This is a genomic window from Pokkaliibacter sp. MBI-7 (assembly GCF_029846635.1).
Classification (GTDB): domain Bacteria; phylum Pseudomonadota; class Gammaproteobacteria; order Pseudomonadales; family Balneatricaceae; genus Pokkaliibacter.
Map to the genome: position 1 here is coordinate 362,447 of NZ_JARVTG010000002.1, position 23,235 is coordinate 385,681.

The 23,235-nt window shown below is 50.5% G+C and carries 19 protein-coding genes and 7 tRNA genes; 20 read left to right on the plus strand and 6 right to left on the minus strand.

The genetic code is table 11. The features are described 5' to 3' along the window. Nucleotides 1–18: 18 nt before the first annotated feature. Nucleotides 19–1,404: an L-serine ammonia-lyase gene (locus tag QCD60_RS21290; RefSeq protein WP_279788221.1), complete on the minus strand. Its 1,386-nt coding sequence runs from the start codon at nt 1,402–1,404 to the stop codon at nt 19–21. Between the two features lie 633 nt (nt 1,405–2,037). Between QCD60_RS21290 and gcvT the strand changes: the two genes are divergently transcribed. Beyond that, a complete protein-coding gene (gcvT, locus tag QCD60_RS21295; protein WP_279788224.1) occupies nt 2,038–3,159 on the plus strand; it encodes a glycine cleavage system aminomethyltransferase GcvT in 1,122 nt (373 codons plus the stop codon). Between the two features lie 196 nt (nt 3,160–3,355). Here gcvT and QCD60_RS21300 read toward each other — a convergent pair whose 3' ends face one another. Further along, complete coding sequence (locus QCD60_RS21300) at nt 3,356–4,627, minus strand: D-alanyl-D-alanine carboxypeptidase (protein WP_279788226.1); 1,272 nt, start codon at nt 4,625–4,627, stop codon at nt 3,356–3,358. A 294-nt stretch (nt 4,628–4,921) separates the two neighbouring features. Between QCD60_RS21300 and QCD60_RS21305 the strand changes: the two genes are divergently transcribed. The 12 genes from QCD60_RS21305 (at nt 4,922) to QCD60_RS21360 (ending at nt 10,932) form a co-directional block, all read left to right on the plus strand. Beyond that, complete coding sequence (locus QCD60_RS21305) at nt 4,922–6,097, plus strand: acyl-CoA dehydrogenase (protein WP_279788228.1); 1,176 nt, start codon at nt 4,922–4,924, stop codon at nt 6,095–6,097. Next, nucleotides 6,097–7,335, plus strand: coding sequence for a CaiB/BaiF CoA-transferase family protein (locus QCD60_RS21310; protein ID WP_279788229.1), 1,239 nt, complete (start codon nt 6,097–6,099; stop codon nt 7,333–7,335). Before QCD60_RS21305 ends, QCD60_RS21310 begins: the two co-directional genes overlap by 1 nt. Before the next feature lie 18 nt (nt 7,336–7,353). After that, nucleotides 7,354–7,644 (plus strand): SelT/SelW/SelH family protein, encoded by a 291-nt coding sequence (locus QCD60_RS21315; protein ID WP_279788231.1) that lies wholly within the window; start codon nt 7,354–7,356, stop codon nt 7,642–7,644. Between the two features lie 188 nt (nt 7,645–7,832). After that, nucleotides 7,833–9,320 (plus strand): glutamate--tRNA ligase, encoded by a 1,488-nt coding sequence (gene gltX, locus QCD60_RS21320; protein WP_279791047.1) that lies wholly within the window; start codon nt 7,833–7,835, stop codon nt 9,318–9,320. Nucleotides 9,321–9,444: 124 nt separating this feature from the next. Beyond that, nucleotides 9,445–9,520, plus strand: a tRNA-Ala gene (locus QCD60_RS21325). A 16-nt stretch (nt 9,521–9,536) separates the two neighbouring features. Then, nucleotides 9,537–9,612, plus strand: a tRNA-Glu gene (locus QCD60_RS21330). Between the two features lie 11 nt (nt 9,613–9,623). After that, nucleotides 9,624–9,699, plus strand: a tRNA-Ala gene (locus QCD60_RS21335). A gap of 17 nt (nt 9,700–9,716) precedes the next feature. Further along, nucleotides 9,717–9,792 (plus strand) — tRNA-Glu (locus QCD60_RS21340). A gap of 11 nt (nt 9,793–9,803) precedes the next feature. After that, nucleotides 9,804–9,879 (plus strand) — tRNA-Ala (locus QCD60_RS21345). A gap of 17 nt (nt 9,880–9,896) precedes the next feature. After that, a tRNA-Glu gene (locus QCD60_RS21350) sits at nt 9,897–9,972 on the plus strand. 11 nt (nt 9,973–9,983) lie between these two features. Then, a tRNA-Ala gene (locus QCD60_RS21355) sits at nt 9,984–10,059 on the plus strand. 126 nt (nt 10,060–10,185) lie between these two features. Then, nucleotides 10,186–10,932: a hypothetical protein gene (locus QCD60_RS21360; protein WP_279788233.1), complete on the plus strand. Its 747-nt coding sequence runs from the start codon at nt 10,186–10,188 to the stop codon at nt 10,930–10,932. Between the two features lie 12 nt (nt 10,933–10,944). Here the strand turns inward: QCD60_RS21360 and QCD60_RS21365 are convergent, their stop codons facing one another. Further along, complete coding sequence (locus QCD60_RS21365; protein WP_146074282.1) at nt 10,945–11,256, minus strand: hypothetical protein; 312 nt, start codon at nt 11,254–11,256, stop codon at nt 10,945–10,947. Between the two features lie 326 nt (nt 11,257–11,582). Here QCD60_RS21365 and rpsA point away from each other — a divergent pair, with 326 nt between their 5' ends. The 3 genes from rpsA (at nt 11,583) to phaR (ending at nt 15,020) form a co-directional block, all read left to right on the plus strand. Further along, on the plus strand, nt 11,583–13,235 hold the full coding sequence (gene rpsA / locus QCD60_RS21370) for a 30S ribosomal protein S1 (protein ID WP_104154245.1): 1,653 nt from the start codon (nt 11,583–11,585) through the stop codon (nt 13,233–13,235). 78 nt (nt 13,236–13,313) lie between these two features. After that, nucleotides 13,314–13,958 (plus strand): hypothetical protein, encoded by a 645-nt coding sequence (locus QCD60_RS21375; RefSeq protein WP_104154243.1) that lies wholly within the window; start codon nt 13,314–13,316, stop codon nt 13,956–13,958. A gap of 570 nt (nt 13,959–14,528) precedes the next feature. Continuing rightward, nucleotides 14,529–15,020, plus strand: coding sequence for a polyhydroxyalkanoate synthesis repressor PhaR (phaR, locus tag QCD60_RS21380; protein WP_104154239.1), 492 nt, complete (start codon nt 14,529–14,531; stop codon nt 15,018–15,020). A 99-nt stretch (nt 15,021–15,119) separates the two neighbouring features. Here phaR and phaC read toward each other — a convergent pair whose 3' ends face one another. The 3 genes from phaC to QCD60_RS21395 all read right to left on the minus strand — a co-directional run bounded on the left by phaC (nt 15,120) and on the right by QCD60_RS21395 (nt 18,363). Further along, nucleotides 15,120–16,187, minus strand: a complete 1,068-nt coding sequence (gene phaC / locus QCD60_RS21385) for a class III poly(R)-hydroxyalkanoic acid synthase subunit PhaC (RefSeq protein ID WP_279788239.1) — start codon at nt 16,185–16,187, stop codon at nt 15,120–15,122. Between the two features lie 12 nt (nt 16,188–16,199). Continuing rightward, on the minus strand, nt 16,200–17,327 hold the full coding sequence (locus tag QCD60_RS21390) for a poly(R)-hydroxyalkanoic acid synthase subunit PhaE (RefSeq protein WP_279788241.1): 1,128 nt from the start codon (nt 17,325–17,327) through the stop codon (nt 16,200–16,202). A gap of 148 nt (nt 17,328–17,475) precedes the next feature. Beyond that, entirely contained in the window at nt 17,476–18,363 is an 888-nt protein-coding gene (locus QCD60_RS21395; protein WP_279788243.1) for a LysR family transcriptional regulator, read from the minus strand. 173 nt (nt 18,364–18,536) lie between these two features. On the opposite strand from QCD60_RS21395, the gene leuC reads away from it, so the two are divergent. From leuC to asd, 4 genes are all read left to right on the plus strand, one after another. Continuing rightward, entirely contained in the window at nt 18,537–19,961 is a 1,425-nt protein-coding gene (gene leuC / locus QCD60_RS21400; RefSeq protein WP_279788245.1) for a 3-isopropylmalate dehydratase large subunit, read from the plus strand. A 10-nt stretch (nt 19,962–19,971) separates the two neighbouring features. Next, nucleotides 19,972–20,610, plus strand: a complete 639-nt coding sequence (leuD, locus tag QCD60_RS21405) for a 3-isopropylmalate dehydratase small subunit (protein WP_279788248.1) — start codon at nt 19,972–19,974, stop codon at nt 20,608–20,610. A gap of 141 nt (nt 20,611–20,751) precedes the next feature. Continuing rightward, entirely contained in the window at nt 20,752–21,831 is a 1,080-nt protein-coding gene (gene leuB / locus QCD60_RS21410; protein WP_279788250.1) for a 3-isopropylmalate dehydrogenase, read from the plus strand. A gap of 207 nt (nt 21,832–22,038) precedes the next feature. Then, nucleotides 22,039–23,151, plus strand: a complete 1,113-nt coding sequence (asd, locus tag QCD60_RS21415) for an aspartate-semialdehyde dehydrogenase (protein WP_279788252.1) — start codon at nt 22,039–22,041, stop codon at nt 23,149–23,151. The last annotated feature ends 84 nt before the right edge of the window (nt 23,152–23,235 follow it).

The following is a 23,235-nucleotide window of genomic DNA, read 5'->3' on the forward strand; positions in this document are numbered from 1 at the left end:
GTCCCCAGATGCGTGAGATCAGCAGTTGACGACATTGACGGCCAGGCCGCCGGTGGAGGTTTCTTTGTATTTTGCCTGCATATCCATGCCCGTCTGACGCATGGTTTCGATCACGCTGTCGAGAGAAACGTGATGCTCACCTGACCCACGCAACGCCAGTCGAGCCGCATTGATCGCCTTGACAGCACCCATGGTGTTGCGTTCGATACAGGGGACCTGCACCAGACCGCCGATGGGGTCGCAGGTCAGGCCAAGGTTATGCTCCATACCGATTTCAGCGGCATTCTCGATCTGTTCATTAGTCCCGCCGAGCACGGCGCAAAGTGCACCTGCAGCCATGGAACAGGCGACACCGATTTCACCCTGACAGCCCACTTCAGCTGCAGAAATGGATGCATTGCGTTTGTACAGCATGCCAATTGCCGCGGCGACCGTGAGGAAGTTGATGATGCCTTCTTCATTGGAGTTGGGGATAAAGCGGTCGTAATAGGCCAGTACCGCTGGAATGACGCCCGCAGCACCATTGGTTGGCGCCGTCACTACACGCCCACCTGCTGCATTCTCTTCATTGACGGCCATGGCGTAGAGGTTGATCCAGTCCATGACGGTCAACTGATCCTTGAAGCCCGCTTCCGGGCGTTCGGTCAGCTCTTTGTAGAGCTTGGCGGCGCGCCGTTTGATTTTCAGTCCGCCCGGCAGCTCACCGGTTTCCTTGCAGCCCCGACGGATGCAGTTATCCATGACCTGCCAGATATTCAGCACACCCTGACGAAACTCTTCCTCACTGCGCCAGGTCTTTTCGTTTTCACGTACCAGCTGCGCCAGTGTCATCTTGTGCTCTTTGCACAGGGCCAGAAGTTCCTGTGCGTTACGGAACGGGTAGGGCACGTCATCGTCCCGGCGGGTGCGGTCTTCACTGCTTTGCTCTGTTTCTGGTTCAGACAACACAAATCCGCCACCTACTGAATAGTAGGTTTGCTGGTGCAGGATGATGCCTGCGCTGTCGAAGGCTCTCAGCTCCATGCCGTTAGGATGCTTGGCGAGAAAGTGGGTGAAATGAAACACCAGATTATCTGTCTCGTTAAAAGGAATCGGGCGCTCTCCGCCCAGCATCAGCGCACCCGAACTGCGCAGCAGTTCAATCCGGTGGTTGACCTGATCGGGGTCTGTCAGGTCGGGGCGTTCCCCCATCAAACCCAGTAAGGTGGCTACATCCGTTGCATGGCCTTTACCTGTGAGGGCCAGAGAACCATAGAGATGAGCATCGACACGAGCGGTGCTGGTAAAAACATCGCGGTCTTTCAGTTCCTGAATAAAGCGAAAGCTTGCCCACATGGGCCCCACGGTATGGGAGCTGGAGGGGCCAATGCCGATTTTGAACAGATCAAACACGCTAAGTGACATACGCTCTGTGCCTGTGCTACGGGTGGCTCTGCTACTGATTCCTGCAGCGCGAGCCAGATTTTTATGGTTGTGCCTCACTTTCCATGCGGTACCACCTGCATAGTTGCTGCCTCTCAGGAGAGAAGGATGGCTGCATCTCTTTACTTGGGGTGGTTGTGAGGCTTATTGCAGTGCTGGTAATGACAATCGGTACGGCAGGTCTGATGTCTAAGGAAGTTTCCTATTGGAAACTTATAGGATCTGCAGTAGTTCAATTATCAGTACTAATCTGCTCAGTGTGCTCTGATGAGATGGCAGTATAGGGGAGTGCTCAACGCTGCTGCAGAGGGATGGATTAATAGAAGCATTAGTATAATTAATGATTTGGCCGCCTGAGCTCATATTAGAATGCCTCTCCATTGCTGAATTTTGATCACTTTTAGTTGATTGAGTTTCCAATAGTGAACGTGATGCTGTTGAGTTCTCCCTCAACTAGACTTAGGCTTGCGTGCATTCTGCAAAGTGCTGCTGGCAGCGAATGCGTAGCACAACCAATGCTGATGAAAGATCGTTAATGGGCACGGATCTCAAAATTGAGGCAAGTGCATAGAAGATTGGAACCAGGTCCTGTCTGGTGCTGCTCTGGAGTACGTCATGTCTGAACAAAACCTGCTGAAAACACCTCTTTTTGCACTGCATGTCGAGTTAGGTGCCAAGATGGTTCCCTTTGCCGGGTACGAGATGCCTGTTCAGTATCCAATGGGTGTCAAAAAGGAGCACGAGCATACTCGCGAAGCAGCAGGTTTGTTCGATGTGTCTCACATGGGGCAGTTGAAGCTGCATGGCCCGCAAGCGGCTGCGTTGCTTGAGCAGCTGGTGCCTGTAGATATTCAGGACTTGCCTCTGGGCAAGCAACGTTATGCACTGTTTACCAATGATCAGGGTGGCATCTTGGACGATCTGATGGTTGCCAATTTCGGTGATCATCTGTTCGTTGTAGTAAATGCTGCCTGTAAAGATCAGGATATTGCTCATCTTCGTAGTCATATTGGCGAGCAGGCGACCATTGAGGTGCTTGATGATCGTGCTTTGCTGGCAATACAAGGGCCGAAAGCCGCCGAGGTAATGGCTCGCATCAATCCTGAACTGGCCAAAATGGTGTTCATGGATGCTGGCGTCTATGAATTACTGGGTATTGAGTGCATGGTTAGCCGTTCTGGCTATACCGGTGAAGATGGCTACGAAATATCCGTGCCTGCGGCTGATGCCGAGCGTTTCTCTCGCGAGCTGCTCAAGCATGAAGAGGTGGCTTTTATCGGTCTGGGCGCACGCGACTCCCTGCGTCTGGAGTCAGGTTTGTGCCTGTACGGCCACGATATTGACACCACCACCTCGCCTGTCGAGGCTAGCTTGCTGTGGGCCATCTCCAAGTCACGTCGTCAGGACGGTGAGCGTGCAGGTGGATTCCCCGGAGCTGCAACCGTTCTTGAGCAGATTCGCACCAAAGAAGTGTCACGCAAGCGCGTTGGACTGAAAGGTGAAGGTCGCGCCCCTGTACGGGAAAGTACTGAGCTGGTAGATGCGGACGGTAAAGTCATTGGGCAGGTGACGTCGGGTACCTTTGGTCCTACTGCTCAGGCTCCGGTAGCCATGGGCTACGTCGCTATCGAGCACGCCACTACTGGTAGTGAAGTCTTCGCTATGGTGCGTGGCAAGCCTCTGAAGATGACCGTTGCCGCGATGCCTTTTGTGCCACAGCGTTACTACCGTGGCTAATCAGGATCAGATGGCTTAATGAGATGATTGTGATCTGAGAATGTAACGTGTTCTGAAACAAGGTAACGCTGCCAGCCATCGCAGCGTTACCAGCTTGTGTCTTCCCTTCCCTGAATTGATCCGTAACGAATGCCCTATCCGGTTGGGTATTCACTGGGTGCCTGGAGCCTTGTTATTCCTCGCATGAACGCGCTGGCTAATTAGGCAGCGCGGCAAGGCTCTCTTTTTTATCCAGATCTTTGTTCAGTTTGCTGCTTTCTTTTAATGCCGTTGCTTTGGCGACCTGCTCTTTTTTCTTTACTGGAGCAGAGTGTGCCAGTTGCTGGCGTAGTGCATTTGCCAGGCTGAAGCGTAAGCCGGGTGCGCCTGAGTGATCCATCATCAGGGCAAAACGGACCCATTGATCATTGACCTTCACGTAGCCTGCCAGAGCGCTGACATCGGACAGTGTTCCTGTTTTGGCCTGCAGTTCCGGACTGAATTCTTTTAATAAGCTTTGGTAAGGGCGGAACGTTTCCAGCAACTCGCCCAGTTGTGCCGCGCTGATATGGTTTTTCCTCGACAGGCCTGACCCCTCTTCAATATGAAATTGTTGCCACTTGAAGTGCTCATCGACGAAGTTGGTCATCGCCAGCTGAGATTTCTCTAAGGTGGATGGGCGGCCTTGCTGCATCGCGCCGAGTGTCAGGAACAGCTGGTTGGCAATGATGTTGTTGGAGTAGTACAGCATGTCCTGCAGTACGTCTCGCAATGTCTTGGGGTTTTCAAAGTTGCCAATCGGGTGCGCATTGGCGGGTGTCTTGGCGATCTTGATAAGGTTGCGCACTGTAATCCCCTTTTTCTCCAGCTGTGCACGCAGCTGTTCAGCAAAATAGGTCTGGAAGTCGACCGGATTGTTGCCGAGGTTGATGCGCTCCTGATTACCCTGCAGTTTGGCCGCATAGAACAGTGCCGTCGGTGTCAGTGGAGTTTGTGGCTCGGCAGAGAGAATTTTGCCGTTGACCCGTTTGATAAAGATGGTGTTGTAATTGAGGATCAGCGCCGCAGGCATGGCATCGTATGGGTTGGCGGTTTCTGATATGCCGTCAGGAATCTGATTGCTGGCGTAGTAGCTGCTGTCTACGCCAATGCCGGAAATTTGAGCAATGTTTCGACTCTTGACGTAGTCAGCCATTGCCTCCAGCGTCTCAGAAGTAATGCTGGGATCGCCCTGGCCTTCTACCCAGAGCATGCCGTTTTTATCAATCCACAGTGGTGTCTTAAAGTGGTAGTCGAGCCCCAGCGTATCTATTGCATAGAGTGCGGTGAGGACTTTTAGCGTTGAGGCAGGGGCGCGGGGAAGGGTGCTGTTTTTGCTCAGCTCTTTGTGACCCTCCACCCATAGGCTGGCATTGGCTGGTAGCTGCAAGTTGCTGGCATAACTGGTCGTTGCGGTGGTCAGTGCAAGTGCAAGGACAAGAAAGCGCATGCTGAAATCCCTCGTTCGTCCGTCCTTTGAGTCTGAATCGGATGCAGCATACTTACCGGCTACAGGATAGCCAGCAGGTAACCGCCACAGTCACGTTTCCGAAGTGTGAACTGCGCGTCGGGCATGCTCAAGTAAACAAAGGTAATTCGATAGAAAAGTCATGTTTGTGTAGGGGAATGATGGACGTGCTTAGACAAAAGATGCCTTGTAGCGCTGATAAATTTGGCTACGCTTTGTCTCTGTAATGCAATAAAAACCACATTTTATAAAAATATCGACATTTTGAGGTGCTGCATGTCAAAGGTCTCTTTCAGCTGGCAAGACCCGTTTTTGTTAGTGGATCAGTTAAGTGACGAGGAGCGAATGGTCATGCAGACGGCGCATGATTACGCTCAGGACAAGCTGCTCAGCCGGATAAGAGAGGCCAACCGTCATGAGTATTTTCATCGTGAGATCATGAACGAGCTGGGTGAATTAGGGTTGCTGGGCGCAACCTTGCCTGAGAAATATGGCTGCGCCAATGTCAATTATGTGTGTTACGGGCTGGTCGCCCGTGAAGTGGAGCGAGTCGATAGTGGCTATCGCTCCGCCATGAGTGTGCAGTCTTCGCTGGTGATGCATCCAATCTATGCCTACGGCAGTGAAGAGCAGCGAATGCGTTACCTGCCGAAACTGGCCAGCGGTGAGTGGGTCGGTTGCTTTGGTCTGACTGAACCTGACTCGGGCTCTGATCCGGCCAGCATGAAAACCCGGGCGATCAAGGTGGAAGGTGGCTATAGCGTTACTGGAAGCAAGATGTGGATTACCAATTCGCCGATTGCCGACGTGCTGGTGGTATGGGCCAAGCTCGAGGGAGTCATTCGTGGTTTTGTGCTTGAGCGTGGTATGGAAGGGCTGAGCACTCCAAAAATTGAAGGTAAGTTCTCCCTTCGCGCCTCGATTACAGGCGAAATCGTAATGGATAACGTTTTTGTACCTGACGAGAATCTGTTGCCCAATGTTGAGGGTTTGAAGGGGCCCTTTGGCTGCCTGAATAAAGCGCGCTATGGCATTGCCTGGGGAGCGTTGGGGGCGGCTGAGTTTTGCTGGATGCAGGCGCGCCAATATTGTCTGGATCGCACACAGTTCGATCGTCCTCTGGCGGCAACGCAGTTGATCCAGAAAAAGCTTGCCGACATGCAGACGGAAATCAGTATTGGTTTGCAGGCGTGCCTGCGCGCCGGTCGTTTGATGGATGAAGAGCAGTGTGCGCCCGAGTTGATTTCCCTGATCAAACGCAACTCCTGTGGCAAGGCGCTGGAAATTGCCCGTGTGGCGAGAGATATGCACGGCGGTAACGGAATTTCTGATGAGTATCACGTCATTCGTCACGTGATGAATCTGGAGGCTGTTAATACCTACGAGGGTACTCATGATGTACATGCCCTTATTCTGGGGCGTGCTCAGACTGGCTTGCAGGCATTCAAGTAATGAAAGCCTTGAGTGGTGTCAGAGTACTTGATCTGAGCCGAGTGCTCGCAGGGCCCTGGTCGACACAAATTCTTGCCGATCTGGGAGCGGAGGTGGTCAAGATTGAGCGCCCCAATGAGGGCGATGATACCCGTCATTGGGGGCCACCTAACTTGCTTGATGAGAACGGCATCGACAGTGGCGAGTCGGCCTACTTTCAGAGTGCCAATAGAGGCAAGCAGTCAGTGGCCATTGATATTTCAACAGCGCAGGGGCAGGCCCTGGTGCGGGCGCTTGCACTCAAGGCTGATGTTCTTGTCGAAAATTATAAGGTGGGTGGGCTGGCCAGATATGGTCTGGACTATGAGAGCTTGAAGTTGCTCAATCCCCGGCTGATCTATTGCTCCATCACTGGCTTCGGACAGACGGGGCCTTATGCTCAGCGACCTGGGTATGATGCCATGATTCAAGCCATGGGCGGATTAATGAGCTTGACCGGGGATCCTGAGGGTGAGCCAGCGAAAGTGGGGGTGGCGTTGACAGACATTTCCACTGGCCTTTATGCCGCCATTGGCATTCTGGCGGCGTTATATCAACGCCAGCACAGTGGTGAGGGCCAATACATTGATTTGGCTTTACTTGATGTTCAGGTCGCGACGTTAGCCAATCAGGGTATGAATTATCTGGCAACGGGAGTGGCACCTGAACGACGCGGCAACGCTCATCCGAGCATAGTGCCTTATCAAGTGTTTGCCGTAAGTGATGGTCATCTGATGCTGGCAGTAGGCAATGATGAGCAGTTTCGTCGTTGCTGTGATGTGCTGGGAGTGCCGGAGTGGGGGAGTGATGATCGTTTTGCTACCAACTCTGCCAGAGTGGCGCATCGTGATGCGTTGGTGGAGGAGTTGCAGAAAATTTTTCTTCAGCGGCAGCTCGATGAATGGCTGGAATGCCTGGAAATCGCCAATGTGCCTTGTGGCCCCATCAATACATTGGATCGGGTATTTGCCAATCCTCAGGTGAAGCATCGGAAGATGAAAGTGTCGATGCATCATTCAATAGCGGGTGAGCAAGCTTTTGTAGCGAGCCCTCTGAGGCTCTCGGCATCTCCCGTTGAGTATGAGTCCGCACCACCATTGCTGGGGCAGCATGGGCGTGATGTTTTGTCGACCTGGCTGGGCATTGGTGAGGAGGAGTTCGATGCGTATAGTGGCGCAGGTGTAGTGGGGCGGCCTGCAGGGCTGGTTCCCGGAGAGTAGCTGTTTGTAGAGGTGGATATGGCGAAGGTTGTCATCGAGTATTGCCCGCTGTGTCGCTGGATGCTCAGGGCGGCGTGGGTAGCGCAGGAGTTGCTATCTACTTTTGAAGCTGATCTTGAAGAAGTAGCGTTGCGTCCGTCAGGCAAGGGGACTTTTAAAATTTACCTTAATGATGAGCAGATCTGGTGTAGGGTTGAGGATCATGGTTTCCCTGAGGCGAAAGAGGTCAAGCAGCGTGTTCGGGATCGTATCGATCCATCACGTGATCTTGGACATATCGACAAAACCAGCAAGGCTGACTTGCCTTAGATAATCGGCCACCGCTAAGCCACGGGCTGGCAGTGTGACGGCGGGTGCGATACCTGTCGCCATTGCTTATAATGCCATCCAGTTCGAGTCGGGCAGCTCTGCCGGACTCCTTTTCTTTTTTGGTCTGAGCCCTGCTTTTGATGTCTGCCGGCGCTCAGCTTCATTCAACTAGAGTAATTAACCTGATCATGACTGTTCGTACTCGTATCGCTCCGTCTCCTACTGGTGATCCCCACGTAGGTACCGCCTATATCGCCCTTTTCAATCTGGCGTTTGCGCGTCAGCAAGGTGGCGAGTTCATTCTGCGTATCGAAGATACAGATCAGGTACGTAGTACACCCGAATCAGAGAAGATGATTCTGGACTCTCTGCGATGGCTGGGTATTGAATGGTCTGAGGGGCCTGATGTGGGTGGTCCTCATGCCCCATACCGTCAGAGCGAGCGCTCTGACATTTATCGGCAGTATGCAGATCAACTGGTTCGTGACGGTCATGCCTTTTATTGCTTCGCAACTGCTGAGGAGTTGGAAGCGATGCGTGAGGAGCAGAAGATTCAGGGGCTACCGCAAAAGTATGATGGTCGCGGGCTGCTCTTGTCTTCGGATGAGGTGCAAAAGCGTATTGCTGCTGGCGAACCTTATGTTGTACGCATGAAAGTGCCTGAAGAAGGTGTGTGCGTGTTTGAGGATATGCTTCGCGGTCAGATCGAGATCGAATGGTCGCAGGTGGATATGCAGGTGCTTCTCAAAGCAGATGGTCTGCCCACGTATCATCTGGCGAACGTGGTAGACGATCATTTGATGCAGATCACTCACGTTATTCGCGGTGAAGAGTGGATCAATTCCGCGCCCAAGCACTTGTTGCTTTATAAATATTTTGGATGGCAGGCACCAGTGCTCTGTCACATGCCGTTGCTGCGTAACCCGGACAAGACTAAGTTGTCCAAGCGGAAAAACCCGACCAGCATCAACTTCTATCGCCGTATGGGCTATCTGCCTGAGGCGCTGCTCAATTATCTAGGCAGAATGGGCTGGTCAATGCCTGATGAGCGTGAAAAGTTCAGTTTGGCTGACATGGTCGAAAATTTCGACATCCAGCGTGTTTCATTAGGTGGTCCAATTTTCGATCTGGAAAAACTGAGCTGGCTGAATGGGCAGTGGTTGCGCGAATTAAACGCCGATCAATTTGTTCAGCGCTATCTGGAGTGGGGTCTAAATCTGGACTATTTGCGCCAGGCTATACCGCATGTTCAGCCACGTGTGGGTACTTTTAGTGACGTGTTACCTGTGGCGGGCCACTTGCTCAGTGGCTTGATCAGAGTGTCTGAAAGTGATTTTGAGCACAAAAAGCTGCAGCACGAAGATGTGCGTCGCATTCTCCAGTTCGCATCCTGGAAAATGGACATTCAGCGCTACTGGGATAAGGATAGTCTGTTTGCAGCTCTGAGTGAGCTTTCAAAGGCGATGGGTTACAAGGTGGGCGACTTCTTCTTCCCGCTGTTTATTGCTATAGCAGGTACTTCGGCTACCTTCTCGGTGGTCGATGCGATGGCGATTCTTGGAGCTGATCTAACGCGAGCGCGATTGCGTAGTGCTTTGGATGTTGTGGGTGGTCCTTCCAAAAAAGAAGCCAAAGCATGGGAGAAGGAGTATACAGCTCTTGCTTCGGTAGATTGATTGCTGTTGAGAGTCTCTGTTACGGCCGTTTTGACGTAAGTCTTTGAGATACATAGGTTCTTTTTTTATTATCTTATTGACATGGCTGGGGGCTCTCATTATTATACGCCCCGCAACAAGGTTAGGGGCTATAGCTCAGCTGGGAGAGCGCTTGCATGGCATGCAAGAGGTCAGCGGTTCGATCCCGCTTAGCTCCACCAATCTTGTTGCGGGTATGTCCCATTCGTCTAGTGGCCTAGGACACCGCCCTTTCACGGCGGTAACAGGGGTTCGAACCCCCTATGGGACGCCATCCTTTGAGATGGGGCTATAGCTCAGCTGGGAGAGCGCTTGCATGGCATGCAAGAGGTCAGCGGTTCGATCCCGCTTAGCTCCACCAAAAGGACAATCCAGTATGTCCCATTCGTCTAGTGGCCTAGGACACCGCCCTTTCACGGCGGTAACAGGGGTTCGAACCCCCTATGGGACGCCATCCTTTGAGATGGGGCTATAGCTCAGCTGGGAGAGCGCTTGCATGGCATGCAAGAGGTCAGCGGTTCGATCCCGCTTAGCTCCACCAAAAGGACAGTCCAGTATGTCCCATTCGTCTAGTGGCCTAGGACACCGCCCTTTCACGGCGGTAACAGGGGTTCGAACCCCCTATGGGACGCCATCCTTTGAGATGGGGCTATAGCTCAGCTGGGAGAGCGCTTGCATGGCATGCAAGAGGTCAGCGGTTCGATCCCGCTTAGCTCCACCAATCCTTATTATCAATATTTTCAATTATAAATTGATGTGCTTGCCTGATTTCAGGCTTTTCGCATTTCTTGCCTTGTCTGAATTGTTCTGGCAGCGTTGATGTTGATTAGCGGAAGGAAGGAGTGGTATGAAGCGTTTGGTTGTGGCTTCTGGTGCATTGGTGGCTGTTGTTTCAGTTGTTGTGGTGTATTTCCTGGTGAATGCAGAGAGTTTGCATCAGCAGGGTGCTGAGTCGTTTCAGGATTTTGGCTATAAGGTTGTGCCTCTCGCGCAGGGGCCGGTTGCGGAGGAGCAGAAGGCTCCTATGAATCCCGATGCGGTGCCTCAGCCTTCGCAGTCTACACAAGCGCAAATAATTACCGGTCTGCAAGCCGAAAAGCAGGTGCTTATTGGTCAAGTAGTCAAGTTGCAAGGCGAGGTGGATGCTTATAAAAAACAAGTGGGTGAGCTGCAGTCCAGGTTGGATGTTTACTCTGCTCCGGTGCTACCTCAGGGGGTGACACAGTCTGCGTTGCTTGGTCTGTTAAATCAGGTTCCGGAGTTACAGGTGTTTACGGGGTATCAAAAGGAATTGATGGGGGTGATGGCTTATCGTGAATATATGCGAATCGTTGCTGAGTATGGTGTGCTTTTAACGCCGCGAAAGCGTGATCAGTTGATTCGAACCGGGTTGTCACGCTATGCGTTTTGTGTGGCGGATGCGGTAGATGTGATTGCTAACGATGCGGGGGAGCGCAATAAGTTGCGCAATTACATCGAAAAGGGGCAGGAAGATATGGCCACGCCTCTGCAGTCAGACCTGGTTAAGGGGCTGCTCCCCTGCAAGAGGAGTCTGGATGACTACGTGGCCAGAGATTTGATGCCGGCGGGATAATCCTCTAAAGGATTACTCGCCTTTTTTGCGTATCTTGCCTAGTGCAGCTGCGCGCTTGGCATCTTCGCGAGCGCGTTTTTCGGCTGCTTTGGCAGCTTTCTTGTCCAGATAAGTTTGCTCTCTTTCGGTCTGGAATTGTTCGTAAGTTTCCTGGCGCTGTTTGTCCTTATCGCGCTTGCTCTTGGCCTGCTCTTTGAGCTCTTCTTTCAATTGGGAACTGCTGTCCTCAATTTCTTTGCTCAGCTCGGCAAGGCGTTCCTGCTTTTCGCGATTGATGGTTTCTTCCAGAGCCTGCAGTTTGGCTATTTGGGTTTCGAGATCCAACGTAAAACTCTCCGCCTGCAGCGATGTCATTGGGTGGGTTGAAAAAATGACGCTTATTATAGTCGTTAGATGGCGGTTTGGCTATCAAGTCGTGGTGTGGATATTGAGTAAGTTCGGAAGGGTAGGGTATTTGTCCGTAGCGGTCTGTAGTAGAGAGACTGGTTGTCTAATTGTTCATCAGAATAGTTTTCTGTATAATGTTGCGCGACTTGTGCCGGGTTGGGATTTACGTGCCAGTGCGCCCCTCCGGACTAATATTGTCAACCCCTGTTACTACTGGCTGGCAGGTGAACCTGATCACTATGTGATCTCAATCGGAATCTAACATGACTGAATCTTTTGCCGAACTCTTTGAAGCTTCCCTTAAAGAACTGGAAATGCAGCCTGGCGCCCTGGTTGAGGGTGAAATCGTTGCAATTGACAGTGACTGGGTAACCGTTAACGCTGGCCTGAAGTCCGAGTCAGTTATTCCACGCAGCCAATTTCTGAACGAAAAAGGTGAGCTGGAAGTTAACGTTGGCGATCTGATCAAGGTTGCTCTGGAAGCGGTTGAAAACGGCTTTGGTGAAACTCGTCTGTCTCGTGAAAAAGCCAAGCGCGCTGAAGCTTGGAACGTTCTTGAGAAAGCCTTTGAAGGTGACAGCACTGTTAAAGGTGTTATCAGCGGTAAGGTTAAAGGTGGTTTCACTGTAAACATCATGAACATTCAGGGCTTCCTGCCAGGTTCTCTGGTAGATGTGCGTCCAGTACGTGATGTTGACTACCTCGAAGGCAAAGAGCTTGAGTTCAAACTGATCAAGCTGGATGCAAAGCGCAACAACATCGTTGTTTCTCGCCGTGCTGTTCTGGAAGCTGCAAACAGTGCACAGCGCGATGAGCTGCTGGCTTCTCTGCAAGAAGGTCAGGTTGTTAACGGTATCGTTAAAAACCTCACTAACTACGGTGCATTTATTGATCTGGGTGGCGTAGATGGTCTGCTGCATATCACCGATATGGCGTGGAAGCGTATCAGCCACCCAAGCGAAATGTTGACTCCTGGCGATGAGCTGACTGTTAAGATCATCAAGTTTGATCGCGAAACCGGTCGTCTGTCACTGGGTCTGAAACAGCTGAGCAACGATCCTTGGGATGATATCGAAGCACGTTATCCTTCTGGTGCAGTGGTTAAGGCGGTTGTAACTAACCTGACTGACTACGGTTGCTTTGCTGCTCTGGAAGAGGGTATCGAAGGTCTGGTGCACGTTTCTGAAATGTCTTGGACCAACAAAAACATCCATCCATCCAAAGTTGTTCAGGTTGGTGATGATGTTGAGGTCATGATCCTTGATATTGATACTGCTCGTCGTCGTATCTCTCTGGGTCTGAAACAGTGCCAGGAAAACCCATGGGTACGCTTCTCCAGCACCTATAAAGCTGGCGACAAGGTACAGGGCAAGATCAAGACTATCACCGACTTTGGTGTGTTTGTTGGTCTGGAGTGGGATCTGGACGGTCTGGTGCATGTATCTGATCTGTCTTGGGATGCAGATAACGAAGCGCTGCTGCGTCAGTTCAAGAAAGGTGACGAAGTTGAGGCCGTTATTCTGGCTGTAGATCCTGAGAAAGAGCGTATTTCTCTGGGTATCAAGCAGCTGGAAAGTGATCCGTTCTCTGAGTTTGTTACTCAGAACGGTAAAAACTCCAAAGTTACCGGTACTGTAAAAGAAATCGTCAGCGATAAAGAAGCCGTTGTAGAACTGGCTGAAGGCATCGAAGGCGTTCTGAAGTCCGATACTGCTGGTCTGAATGTTGGCGACAGCATTGAGGCTCTGATCGTTAACGTTGATCGCAAGCAGCGTGGGATTTCTCTGTCTGTTAAAGCGCTGGAAGCCGCTGAAGAGCGCGCTGCACTGCGTGATGTTCGCAATCAGGAAGTTGAGACCTCTGGTCCTACTACCATTGGCGATCTGATCAAACAGCAGATGGCAAATCAGGGCTAATACTTAATTAGTCCGGTTAAGAGGGCCGCCTAGTGCGGCCTTCTTGTGTTTTTGCATATAGTCCCCAGGTTCACCTTCATGCTAGACCAAGCCTCAAATGACGAGCTGATCCAAGCCTTTTGGAGTCAGGTAGAATCCACTATTGACTGGGTGGTTAATCGTTCAGGTGCAGCTCATGTTCACGTTGATGACATTGTTTATAGTTATGAGCGGTTACTGAAGCAGATCGATGAAAACCTGACTTTGCATATGGCAAGAGGCTTGACGCAAGAGGTCTTGGAGATGGTTATTGGCTGTGATGGGTATGCTGAGTCCATCGCCAGTGTAATGACATTGGTGCAAGCTGCTCCGCTGCTTAATAATGTGCGCGTGTCGGCGTTTCATGATCGCTTATCTGATATCCCTAACGTGATTGAGACGGACGACGTACCGTTACAGTTGGGTGATGTATGGTTTCATATCAGTCGCTCAGACCGATTGCATCTAAGCCTGTTTATTAATGATTTTCGGGGCTTGGATGAAGACGCACGAGTTGAGGCGGTGATGTACTACCTTGATGCGTTCATCGGGGAATATGACATGATGACTCGTGTGGCCACATTGAACTGGTATCAACTGCCCGCAGATCCTTTAGATTTTGGCCTGCGACCTTTGAGTGAGCTGCGAGAAGAGTTTGACAATGTTCGCACGCGAGTCCGCCCGGTAGGAGTTGTTTTTCACTGATTTTCGTGTGTGAATGGCTATGGTTACGCTGTTTAGTGTGCTGTAGCTAAGGAAAATAACTCTGTCCGGGTTTCGGATAAAAATAAAGCGACTGAATAGTCGCTTTATTTTTAAGTGCAGAAGTCAATTGTTGGACAAGATGTACACGTTGTCCTCTTCATCTGTTCGAGCGAAGTGCATGTTCATGGCTAACCTCATTTCCTTGGTGTGTTCGGCGTCGGCTTGCTAATTATACTAAGGTCTAATGGTGCCTGCTAGGCCTTAGGTTCCTTCACTTTGTTTCTTGTTAGAAATTTTAGTTATATAAGATGGATGCAAAACAGTGGGGGCTGCATCAATGCTGTCTGTGCTTTATGTTTACGTGGTTATCATATGAGTCACTGCTGCAGTGTTCGCTGTTTGATATCAGCTATTTTAATCCGCCTCAAGTCTCAAACTGGCGATGTTGCAGTGCATGAAGTACATTAACCTACGTTGGTGTCTGCACATTTACCTGTGGTTGGGCTGGAGGTGCGACGATATTCGGGTGTTCGAGGTTAGCGTCTAATAATTCAAATAGTCAGGGTAAGTATGAGAATTCTCAGGAAGTACACGAACCGTCGTCTGTATGACACATCTCGTAGCTGCTACATCACCTTGGAAGATGTAAAACAGCTTGTTCTGGATAATGAACCCTTTAAGGTTGAAGACTCCAAGACGGGTAACGATCTGACTAGAAATATTTTATTGCAAATTATTAGTGAGCAGGAAGGGCAGGGCGGTAGTGCACTGTTGACTAATCAGGTTTTGCAGCAGCTTATCCGTTTTTACGGTGACAGCATGCAAGGTTTGATGGCTCAATATCTCGAGCATAGCGTAGGTGCTTTCCTGGAGCATCAGGAGCGTATTCGTGAGCAGGTTGAGTCAATGATGTCTGCGGCGAATCCATTGAATGTGATGAACCGTATCGCAGATCAGAATATGGCGATGTGGCAAATGTTTGCGCAAGGTTTTGATAGAAGAAAGGCAGCTGAAAATGGTGGTGAAGACGAGTCTGAGCCAGAAAACGGCTCCGACAGTTGATTGTAGGAAAATAGATATTTAATTGGATATAGCTAAAATGCCCACTAAATTGAAAGTGGGCATTTTTATTTATGCTATCAGTTCTTTGTTTACTTCTGGTTATTTGTCTCGCGACAAAAGCCAATCATAGATTGCCTCTGGTACGTCCTTTTGTGCTCTGCCACTGACGAATATCCCGATATGGCCGGCTTTGAAAGCAAATTCGTTGTAGTCCTCGGTGCTGACATAGTCCTTTAATGCGACGGATGCTGACGGCGGTACTAAGTGATCATGGGTTGCGTACATATTGAGGATAGGCTGGCTGATCTTTGCAAGGTCAACTATGTCGTCACCGATTTTTGCTTCGCCCTTGATCAATAAATTTTGTTGAAAAAATTGCTTGATGAACTGGCGGAACGCCTCTCCTGCTTGGTCTGGGCTGTCATATATCCATTTCTCCATGCGCAGGAAGTTGAGAGCCTTATCGTGGCTTTCCAGATTCGCTGGCATGCCCAAGTTTTTCTGAATGCCTAATCGCATTGGCATCAGTGAGTTATAGGCATCATTGAGTACAACGCCAGGGATGTTGCCATAGGTATCTACCGCAAGGTCAGTATCTACCTCTCTTGCAAGATGAGATAACAAATTGTCCTCTGTATGGAAATCCACCGGGGTAACCATAGTAATGAGGTTTTTTACTTTTTCGCCGTGCAGCGCGGTGTAGCAGAGGCTGAGTGTGCCTCCCTGGCATATGCCAAGAATGTTTAATTTTGGCTGTTTGCTGTCTTTAAGAACTTCATCGACGCAGTTGTCAATATAACCGTTGACGTAGTCATCCAAGTCTAAATAGCGATCTGCAGGATCAGGGTATCCCCAGTCAATAAGATAAACGTCTATGCCAGCGGAAAGTAAGCCATTAATTAATGATCTGTCATGTTGCAGGTCGACCATGTAGTAGCGATTGACCAAGGCATAGACAATAAGTAAAGGTGTCTTTACTTTTTTCTTGATCGGGGACGAATAACGGAAAAGAGTGAGTTTATCTTCCTGATAAATGCACTCTTTGGGATTGGCGCCAACGTCAATATCGCGAATCTGTTGAATAGTTTGGAAGCTTTTAAATAGATTGGCGTTAAATTCGGTCAACTCTTCTGCAATTTTGTGCGGGTCAAGTTTCAAGCCTTTCATGAGGGTATTCCCTTATTCGCCTTTTGCTTCGCCAGTCGTCTTTTTCGTGGAGGTGTTGGTGCTGCGCTTACGTGGAGAAGGTGTGCTTGCAGCTGGAGCTTTGCTTGCAACCGTTCCTGCTGAAGAGGGGGCTGAGTTTACGCTGGTTGCTGGCTTTGAGATGCTTGAGCGTGATGCTCCTGATGCGCTTTTCACTGATTCTGAGGTTAATGCTTTGATCTGCTTAGACTGCGCTACCACAAGCTTTCTCAGCTCATTGATCTCTTCTTTGAGTGAGGTGATCTCTTTGTTGACGCCCTTGAGTTGCTTTCGAGTATCGTGCTGGCGCTTGAGAGCGGTATTCATTTCCAGGCGAGTGGGCATGCCGAGGGTTTTAAGCTGAAGGTCACGAATCTCAATGTTGTATTTGCGCAATGCCATAAAGGCGTTGCTGACTTTGCCATGAGCGTGACGGTACTCCGTGGTAAAGACCAGCTTTTTGTAGCATTCCTCATAGCAGTCCACCCAGAGGTCGTGCAACTCGCCAAGTGAGGTGATTTCTATGTTGCCGGAGCTTAGTTTCTCCAGCATACGTTTGCTGGTATCAGCGTTGATGTTGCTATAAAGCTCCGTGTAACGGGTAAGACATTCCTGAAACTCCAGCCACAGTTTGCCGCCTTGCTGTAGCTTCTCCTGAAATTCGCGATTGCTGCCAACGCTGGGAATATCCAGATGGTTCTTCAGGCTGTTCATAAACGCATTGTCGAACAGCAGGTCATCCTGAAAACTATGGGTTTTGAATAATGAAAAAAGCTGGTCTGGAAGAGAGAATTCTTTAAGCAGATTTTCGATCACCTGCTTCTGCATCATGTTGCTAAATTCGGAAATAAGCTGCTCAGCGTGACTGGCATCGTGCCAGTTTTGCCAGTTTTTAAGAAGCTCTTCACCACTACGAGTGAACCAGTCAGTTTGTTTGCTTCCCTGCGAGAATACGTCGGATGAAAGGGATTCAAGGCTATCCTTGGCTAACTTTTGCCAGCCGTCAAACATTCCTTGCCATGGATTGCTGAAGGGCTGGCTGCCGCCCTCAGCGAGTTTTTTCCAGTAGTCACTTTGCGTTTCTAGCCATTTATCCAGGCCAAAAAACGAATTGGCTTCCATGTTCTCCTCCTCTGGAATCAAGTTGGCGATTGGCTATTAATAGCATGTCGCGATGCACAAATCCCTGATCAGTAGCACAAATTCTAGCGTTGTGTTTCAAGGTGCTCATATGCATGTGACGGCAAATGGCTTGACGCTTTGCAAGTCCTTATATCTCTGGCAATGGTGCCGCAAGTAAGTGCATCATCGCTTGGGCTGCATTGGACAATGTCCTTTCCTTGTGACGAATGTACCCTAATGGGCGCTCTATTTTGGTATCCAGCAAAGGTAGCACGGTCAATGACTGCGTTAAATTGCGGGGAAGTAAACTCCATCCCTGACCAATTTCGACCATCATCTGGATGGTGTCCAGATTGTTGGTATTGACACCAAGGTTCAGTTTGACGCCGTTGCTTTGCAGTATGTTCTCAACCCGTTGCCTGGTAAATGTTGACTGATCGGGAAGAATCGCAGCGTATGTCTCCAGGTCACCCAGTGTGGGCTCTGGTAGCAAGGCAAGGGGGTGTTCGGGGCTGACTGCAAAACACAGCTCATCCTGCCAGAGAAGGATGCTTTCCAGGCGCGGGTCAGGGTCGGGAGCCAGAGTAATGACCGCCATCTCCAGATAGCCTTGTAATACGCCTTCGTAGGCCTTTTCCGATTCACCAAAATGGATATCCAGTTTTACCTTTGGATGGCTTTGGGAGTAATAGCGCAAGTACGGAGGAAGTCGGTGCAGGCCAATATGATGGCTTGTGGCTAATGTCAGAGGACCGCTGACCTCTCCGCTAAGGTTGTCCAGGTCTCTACGGGTATCTTCCATCATGTCGAATAGTGCGTAGCTTCGCTTGAGCAGCAGCTGGCCGGCCTGCGTCAGCTGTATCTGTCTCCCAACTCTGTCAAAGAGTCGATGCCCTACCTGTTCTTCCAGAGCAGCAATTCGCTTGCTGACGGCGGGTTGGGTGAGAAAGAGGCGGTGTGCTGCCAATGAGAATGACTGACATTCCGCCACTGTAATAAAGGCTTGTAGAGCCTGTGTATCGAAAGTATTCCCCATAGGAATTCATCTGATAAAAATTATGAATTTGTTTTATTTTAGAGCGGCCCTTAGCATAAAAGCCATAAGAAATGCGTGCTCTTTCGGAATAAGTGATGAGCCAACTGCTGCACCACTGGTGTGCAAACAGGCACTTTTCCTGAGCGCGGTACCGTGTTGATGAGGTAATCCCGATGGCTGGAAAAACGTTATACGACAAACTCTGGGACGCTCACTTAGTGCGCCAGAATGATGATGGTAGTGCATTGATTTACATCGATCGCCATCTTTTGCATGAAGTGACTTCTCCTCAGGCCTTTGAGGGGCTGCGCATTGCTGACCGCCAGCCATGGCGTCTGGCAAACAACCTGGCTACTCCTGACCACAACGTTCCGACGACCGTCAAGGAACGAGCTCTTGGAATAGAAGGCATTGCTGACCCTGTGTCAAAGACCCAGGTGCAAACACTGGATGCTAACTGTGAAGAGTTTGGCATTCTCGAATTCAAGATGGGTGATGAACGTCAGGGGATTGTGCACGTGGTTGGCCCTGAACAAGGGGCGACACTGCCGGGTATGACGGTTGTCTGTGGTGACTCACACACCTCAACTCATGGTGCTTTTGGTGCGCTGGCCCATGGTATTGGCACCTCAGAAGTTGAGCATGTTTTGGCAACCCAGTGTCTGGTCGCCAAAAAGATGAAGAGTATGCTGATCCGCATCGATGGCACTCTCTCAGCAGGTGTGACCGCCAAAGATCTGGTTCTCTATGTGATCGGGCAAATCGGCACGGCTGGCGGTACAGGGTATGCTGTTGAGTTTGCTGGCGAAGCCATTCGTGGACTTTCCATGGAGGGCCGCATGACGATCTGTAACATGGCCATTGAAGCCGGCGCTCGTGCAGGTATGGTTGCCGTGGATGAAACCACCATCAACTATGTGAAAGGGCGTCCTTTTGCGCCTACAGCTGAACAGTGGGATGCCGCTGTTGATGAGTGGCGGACGCTGCACTCTGATGCTGATGCGGAGTTTGATCGGGTTGTTATATTGAATGCTGCTGACATCGAGCCACAGGTGACTTGGGGTACCTCTCCTGAAATGGTGGTAGATGTTAACGGCAAAGCACCTAACCCTGCGCAGGAGCAGGACGGTATCAAGCGTATGGCGATAGAGCGAGCGCTGCGCTACATGGGTTTGGAAGCGGATCAGCGAATTCAGGACATCACGCTCGATAGAGTATTTATCGGTTCCTGTACGAACTCCCGTATTGAGGATCTGCGAGAAGCCGCTGCTGTGGTTAAAGGTAAAAAAGTAGCAGCGTCATTGAAACAGGCGATGGTAGTGCCTGGTTCTGGTTTGGTAAAAGCTCAGGCCGAAGCAGAAGGTCTGGACAAGATTTTTGTTGAGGCCGGGCTGGAGTGGCGTGAGCCAGGCTGCTCAATGTGTCTTGCCATGAATGCCGACAAGTTGGGTGCCGGCGAGCATTGCGCCTCTACATCGAACCGTAACTTTGAAGGTCGACAGGGATTTGGTGGGCGGACACACCTTGTCAGCCCTGCCATGGCTGCCGCTGCCGCGATTGCGGGGCATTTTGTTGATGTTCGCGAGTGGATGAACTGAGGGGAAAAGAATGAAAGCATTTACCATTCACTCCGGTATCGTTGCTCCGCTGGATCGCGCCAACGTTGACACCGATATGATTATTCCCAAGCAGTTCCTTAAATCCATCAAGCGTACTGGCTTTGGTAAGAACTTGTTTGATGAGCTGCGCTATCTGGATGAAGGTCAGCCTGATCAGGATTGCAGTACTCGTCCGCTGAATAAGGAATTTGTGCTGAACCAGCCTCGTTATGCAGGTGCATCCGTTCTGCTGGCTCGTGAGAACTTCGGCTGTGGTTCAAGTCGTGAGCATGCTCCCTGGGCGCTGGATGATTATGGTTTTCGTGCGGTGTTGGCCCCATCCTTTGCGGATATTTTCTTCAATAACTGCTTCAAGAATGGGCTATTGCCAATTGTCCTGGCTGCAGATGATATTGATGAGCTGTTCCGGGTCGTTGAGAGTACCCCAGGTTACCAGCTGACCATTGACCTTGAGAAAAAAGTAGTACGCAAGCCTGATGGTGTTGAGTTGGCGTTTGATGTTGACCAGTTCCGCCGGCATTGTTTACTGAACGGGCTTGATGAGATCGGTCTGTCGTTACAGCACGCTGAGGCAATCACGTCATACGAAGAAAAAAGGAAGCAGCAAGCGCCCTGGTTGTTTGTATAGCACCCCCAAATACCTGTGAAGTTTTTTAGAGACAGATCACTGTCCAAGCGCTTCCTGACCTCCAGTCTGGTCAGGAAGCGTTGATGTTTATAGCCAGGCTAACCCTTGGCTTATCAATGTGTTCAAGGTGGAATGGTAACAATGACCAAGAAAGTGTTGGTATTGCCAGGTGATGGCATTGGGCCCGAGATTATTGCTGAAGCTGTCAAGGTGCTTAATGTCGTCAATCAGCGTTTTGATCTCGGTATTGAGCTTTCGGAAGGATTGCTTGGCGGAGCTGCGGTTGATGCGACCGGTTTGCCTTTGCCTGAGAGTACACTGGAAGCGGCCAAACAGGCCGACGCAATTCTGCTGGGTGCGGTGGGTGGACCTAAATGGGACAAGGTCGAGACTGCCAAGCGTCCTGAGCGTGGTCTTCTGGGTATTCGTTCTGGCCTGAAACTCTTTGCAAACCTGCGGCCGGCGATTCTTTATCCTCAGCTTGCTCATGCATCTACTTTGAAACCTGAAGTGGTGTCTGGGCTGGATATTCTGATCGTCCGGGAATTGACCGGTGGTATTTACTTCGGTCAGCCACGCGGCATACGCACCCTGGAAAATGGTGAGAAGGAAGGCTTCAATACCTATGTGTACTCTGAGTCGGAAATTCGCCGTATCGCCCATGTCGCTTTCAGTCTTGCGCGCCAGCGTAGCGGCCGTGTGTGCTCCATCGATAAGTCGAATGTTCTCGAAGTGACTGTGCTTTGGCGTGACGTCATGGAAGAAGTGGGTAAGGAGTACCCGGATGTTGAGTTGAGCCACATGTATGTCGATAACGCCGCGATGCAGCTCGTACGTGCACCCAAGCAATTTGACGTGCTGGTAACGGGCAACATGTTTGGAGACATCCTGTCTGATGAGGCAGCAATGCTGACAGGGTCTATCGGTATGCTGCCATCAGCATCGCTGGATATTAATAACAAGGGGATGTACGAGCCATGCCATGGTTCTGCTCCTGATATTGCAGGGCAGGGTATCGCGAACCCCTTGGCAACCATTCTTTCTGCTGCCATGATGTTGCGCTACACCTTTAATGAAGGCTCTGCTGCTGATGCTATTGAAAAGGCTGTCAGTGATGTGCTGGACCAGAATCTTCGTACAGCTGATATCTGGTCTGAAGGTATGCAGAAGGTCGGTACACAGGCAATGGGTGATGCTGTCGTAGCTGCTTTGCAGCAATGATTCATTGATTGTCTGATGTTTTCGCCAAGTAGTAAAAGCTGCCGTTGTGCAGCTTTTACCGTTAATGTGTGTGAGTTATTAATGTTGGGCGGTAGTGCTGTTTGCGGCAACAGAGCGCAAATCTGACATTACGGCGCCACGCTATAAAAATGAAAACGAAGGAGGCAGTTTTGCCTCGCTATTCTGTGAGATAGAAGAACGATGTCCATGAAGCGTGTTGGTCTGGTTGGTTGGCGGGGCATGGTAGGCTCCGTCCTTATGCAGCGTATGCTGGAAGAGAAAGACTTCGATCTGATCGAGCCTGTATTCTTCACCACCTCCCAGGTAGGCAAGACGGGTCCATCTATTGGCAAGGATATTCCTACGCTGAAAGATGCCTTCAGTATTGAAGACCTGAAAGCCATGGACGTCATTATTACCTGCCAGGGTGGTGACTACACTAATGATGTGTTCCCTCGCCTGCGCGCTGAGGGATGGAAAGGCTACTGGATCGATGCTGCCTCTTCTTTGCGAATGGCAGAGGACAGCGTGATCGTACTTGATCCGGTTAACCGTAATGTCATTAAAGATGCTCTGCACAAAGGTGTGAAGAATTACATTGGCGGTAACTGTACTGTCAGTCTGATGCTGATGGCGCTGGGGGGGCTGTTCGAGAAAGGGTATGTCGAATGGATGAGTGCCATGACGTACCAGGCTGCATCTGGCGCAGGTGCGCAGAATATGCGTGAGCTGCTGAATCAGATGGGCGCGCTGAAAAGTGCAGTCGCCTCTGAACTGGAAACGCCCTCAAGTGCAATTCTCGATATTGATCGTAAAGTCGCACAAGCTATGCGATCTGACGTTTTCCCCGCGGACAACTTTGGCGTTCCGCTGGCTGGAAGCCTTATCCCCTGGATTGATAAGGAGCTTGAGAGCGGCCAGTCGAAGGAGGAGTGGAAAGGTCAGGTGGAAACCAACAAAATTCTGGGGCGGACAGGTAACCCGATTCCTGTCGATGGAATCTGTGTTCGTATTGGGGCCATGCGCTGTCACAGTCAGGCGCTGACCATCAAGCTGAATCAGGATATTCCTTTGGCTGATATCGAAGGAATGTTAGCCAGCCATAATGACTGGGTGAAAGTTGTTCCCAATCACCGCGATATCTCCATGAAGGAACTGACTCCCACAGCGGTGACCGGGACCTTGAATGTGCCTGTAGGGCGCCTGCGCAAGTTGAATATGGGTCCGCAATATCTGGGTGCTTTCACTGTGGGTGATCAGCTTTTGTGGGGTGCTGCAGAACCTTTGCGCCGTATGTTGCGCATCCTGCTGGAAGATTGATAGGCGCTGTGAACGCATAAGCGCATCTGTGGCAAGAGCGCTAATGCTCGTGCGCCATAGATATGCAGACTTATTTGATGACCC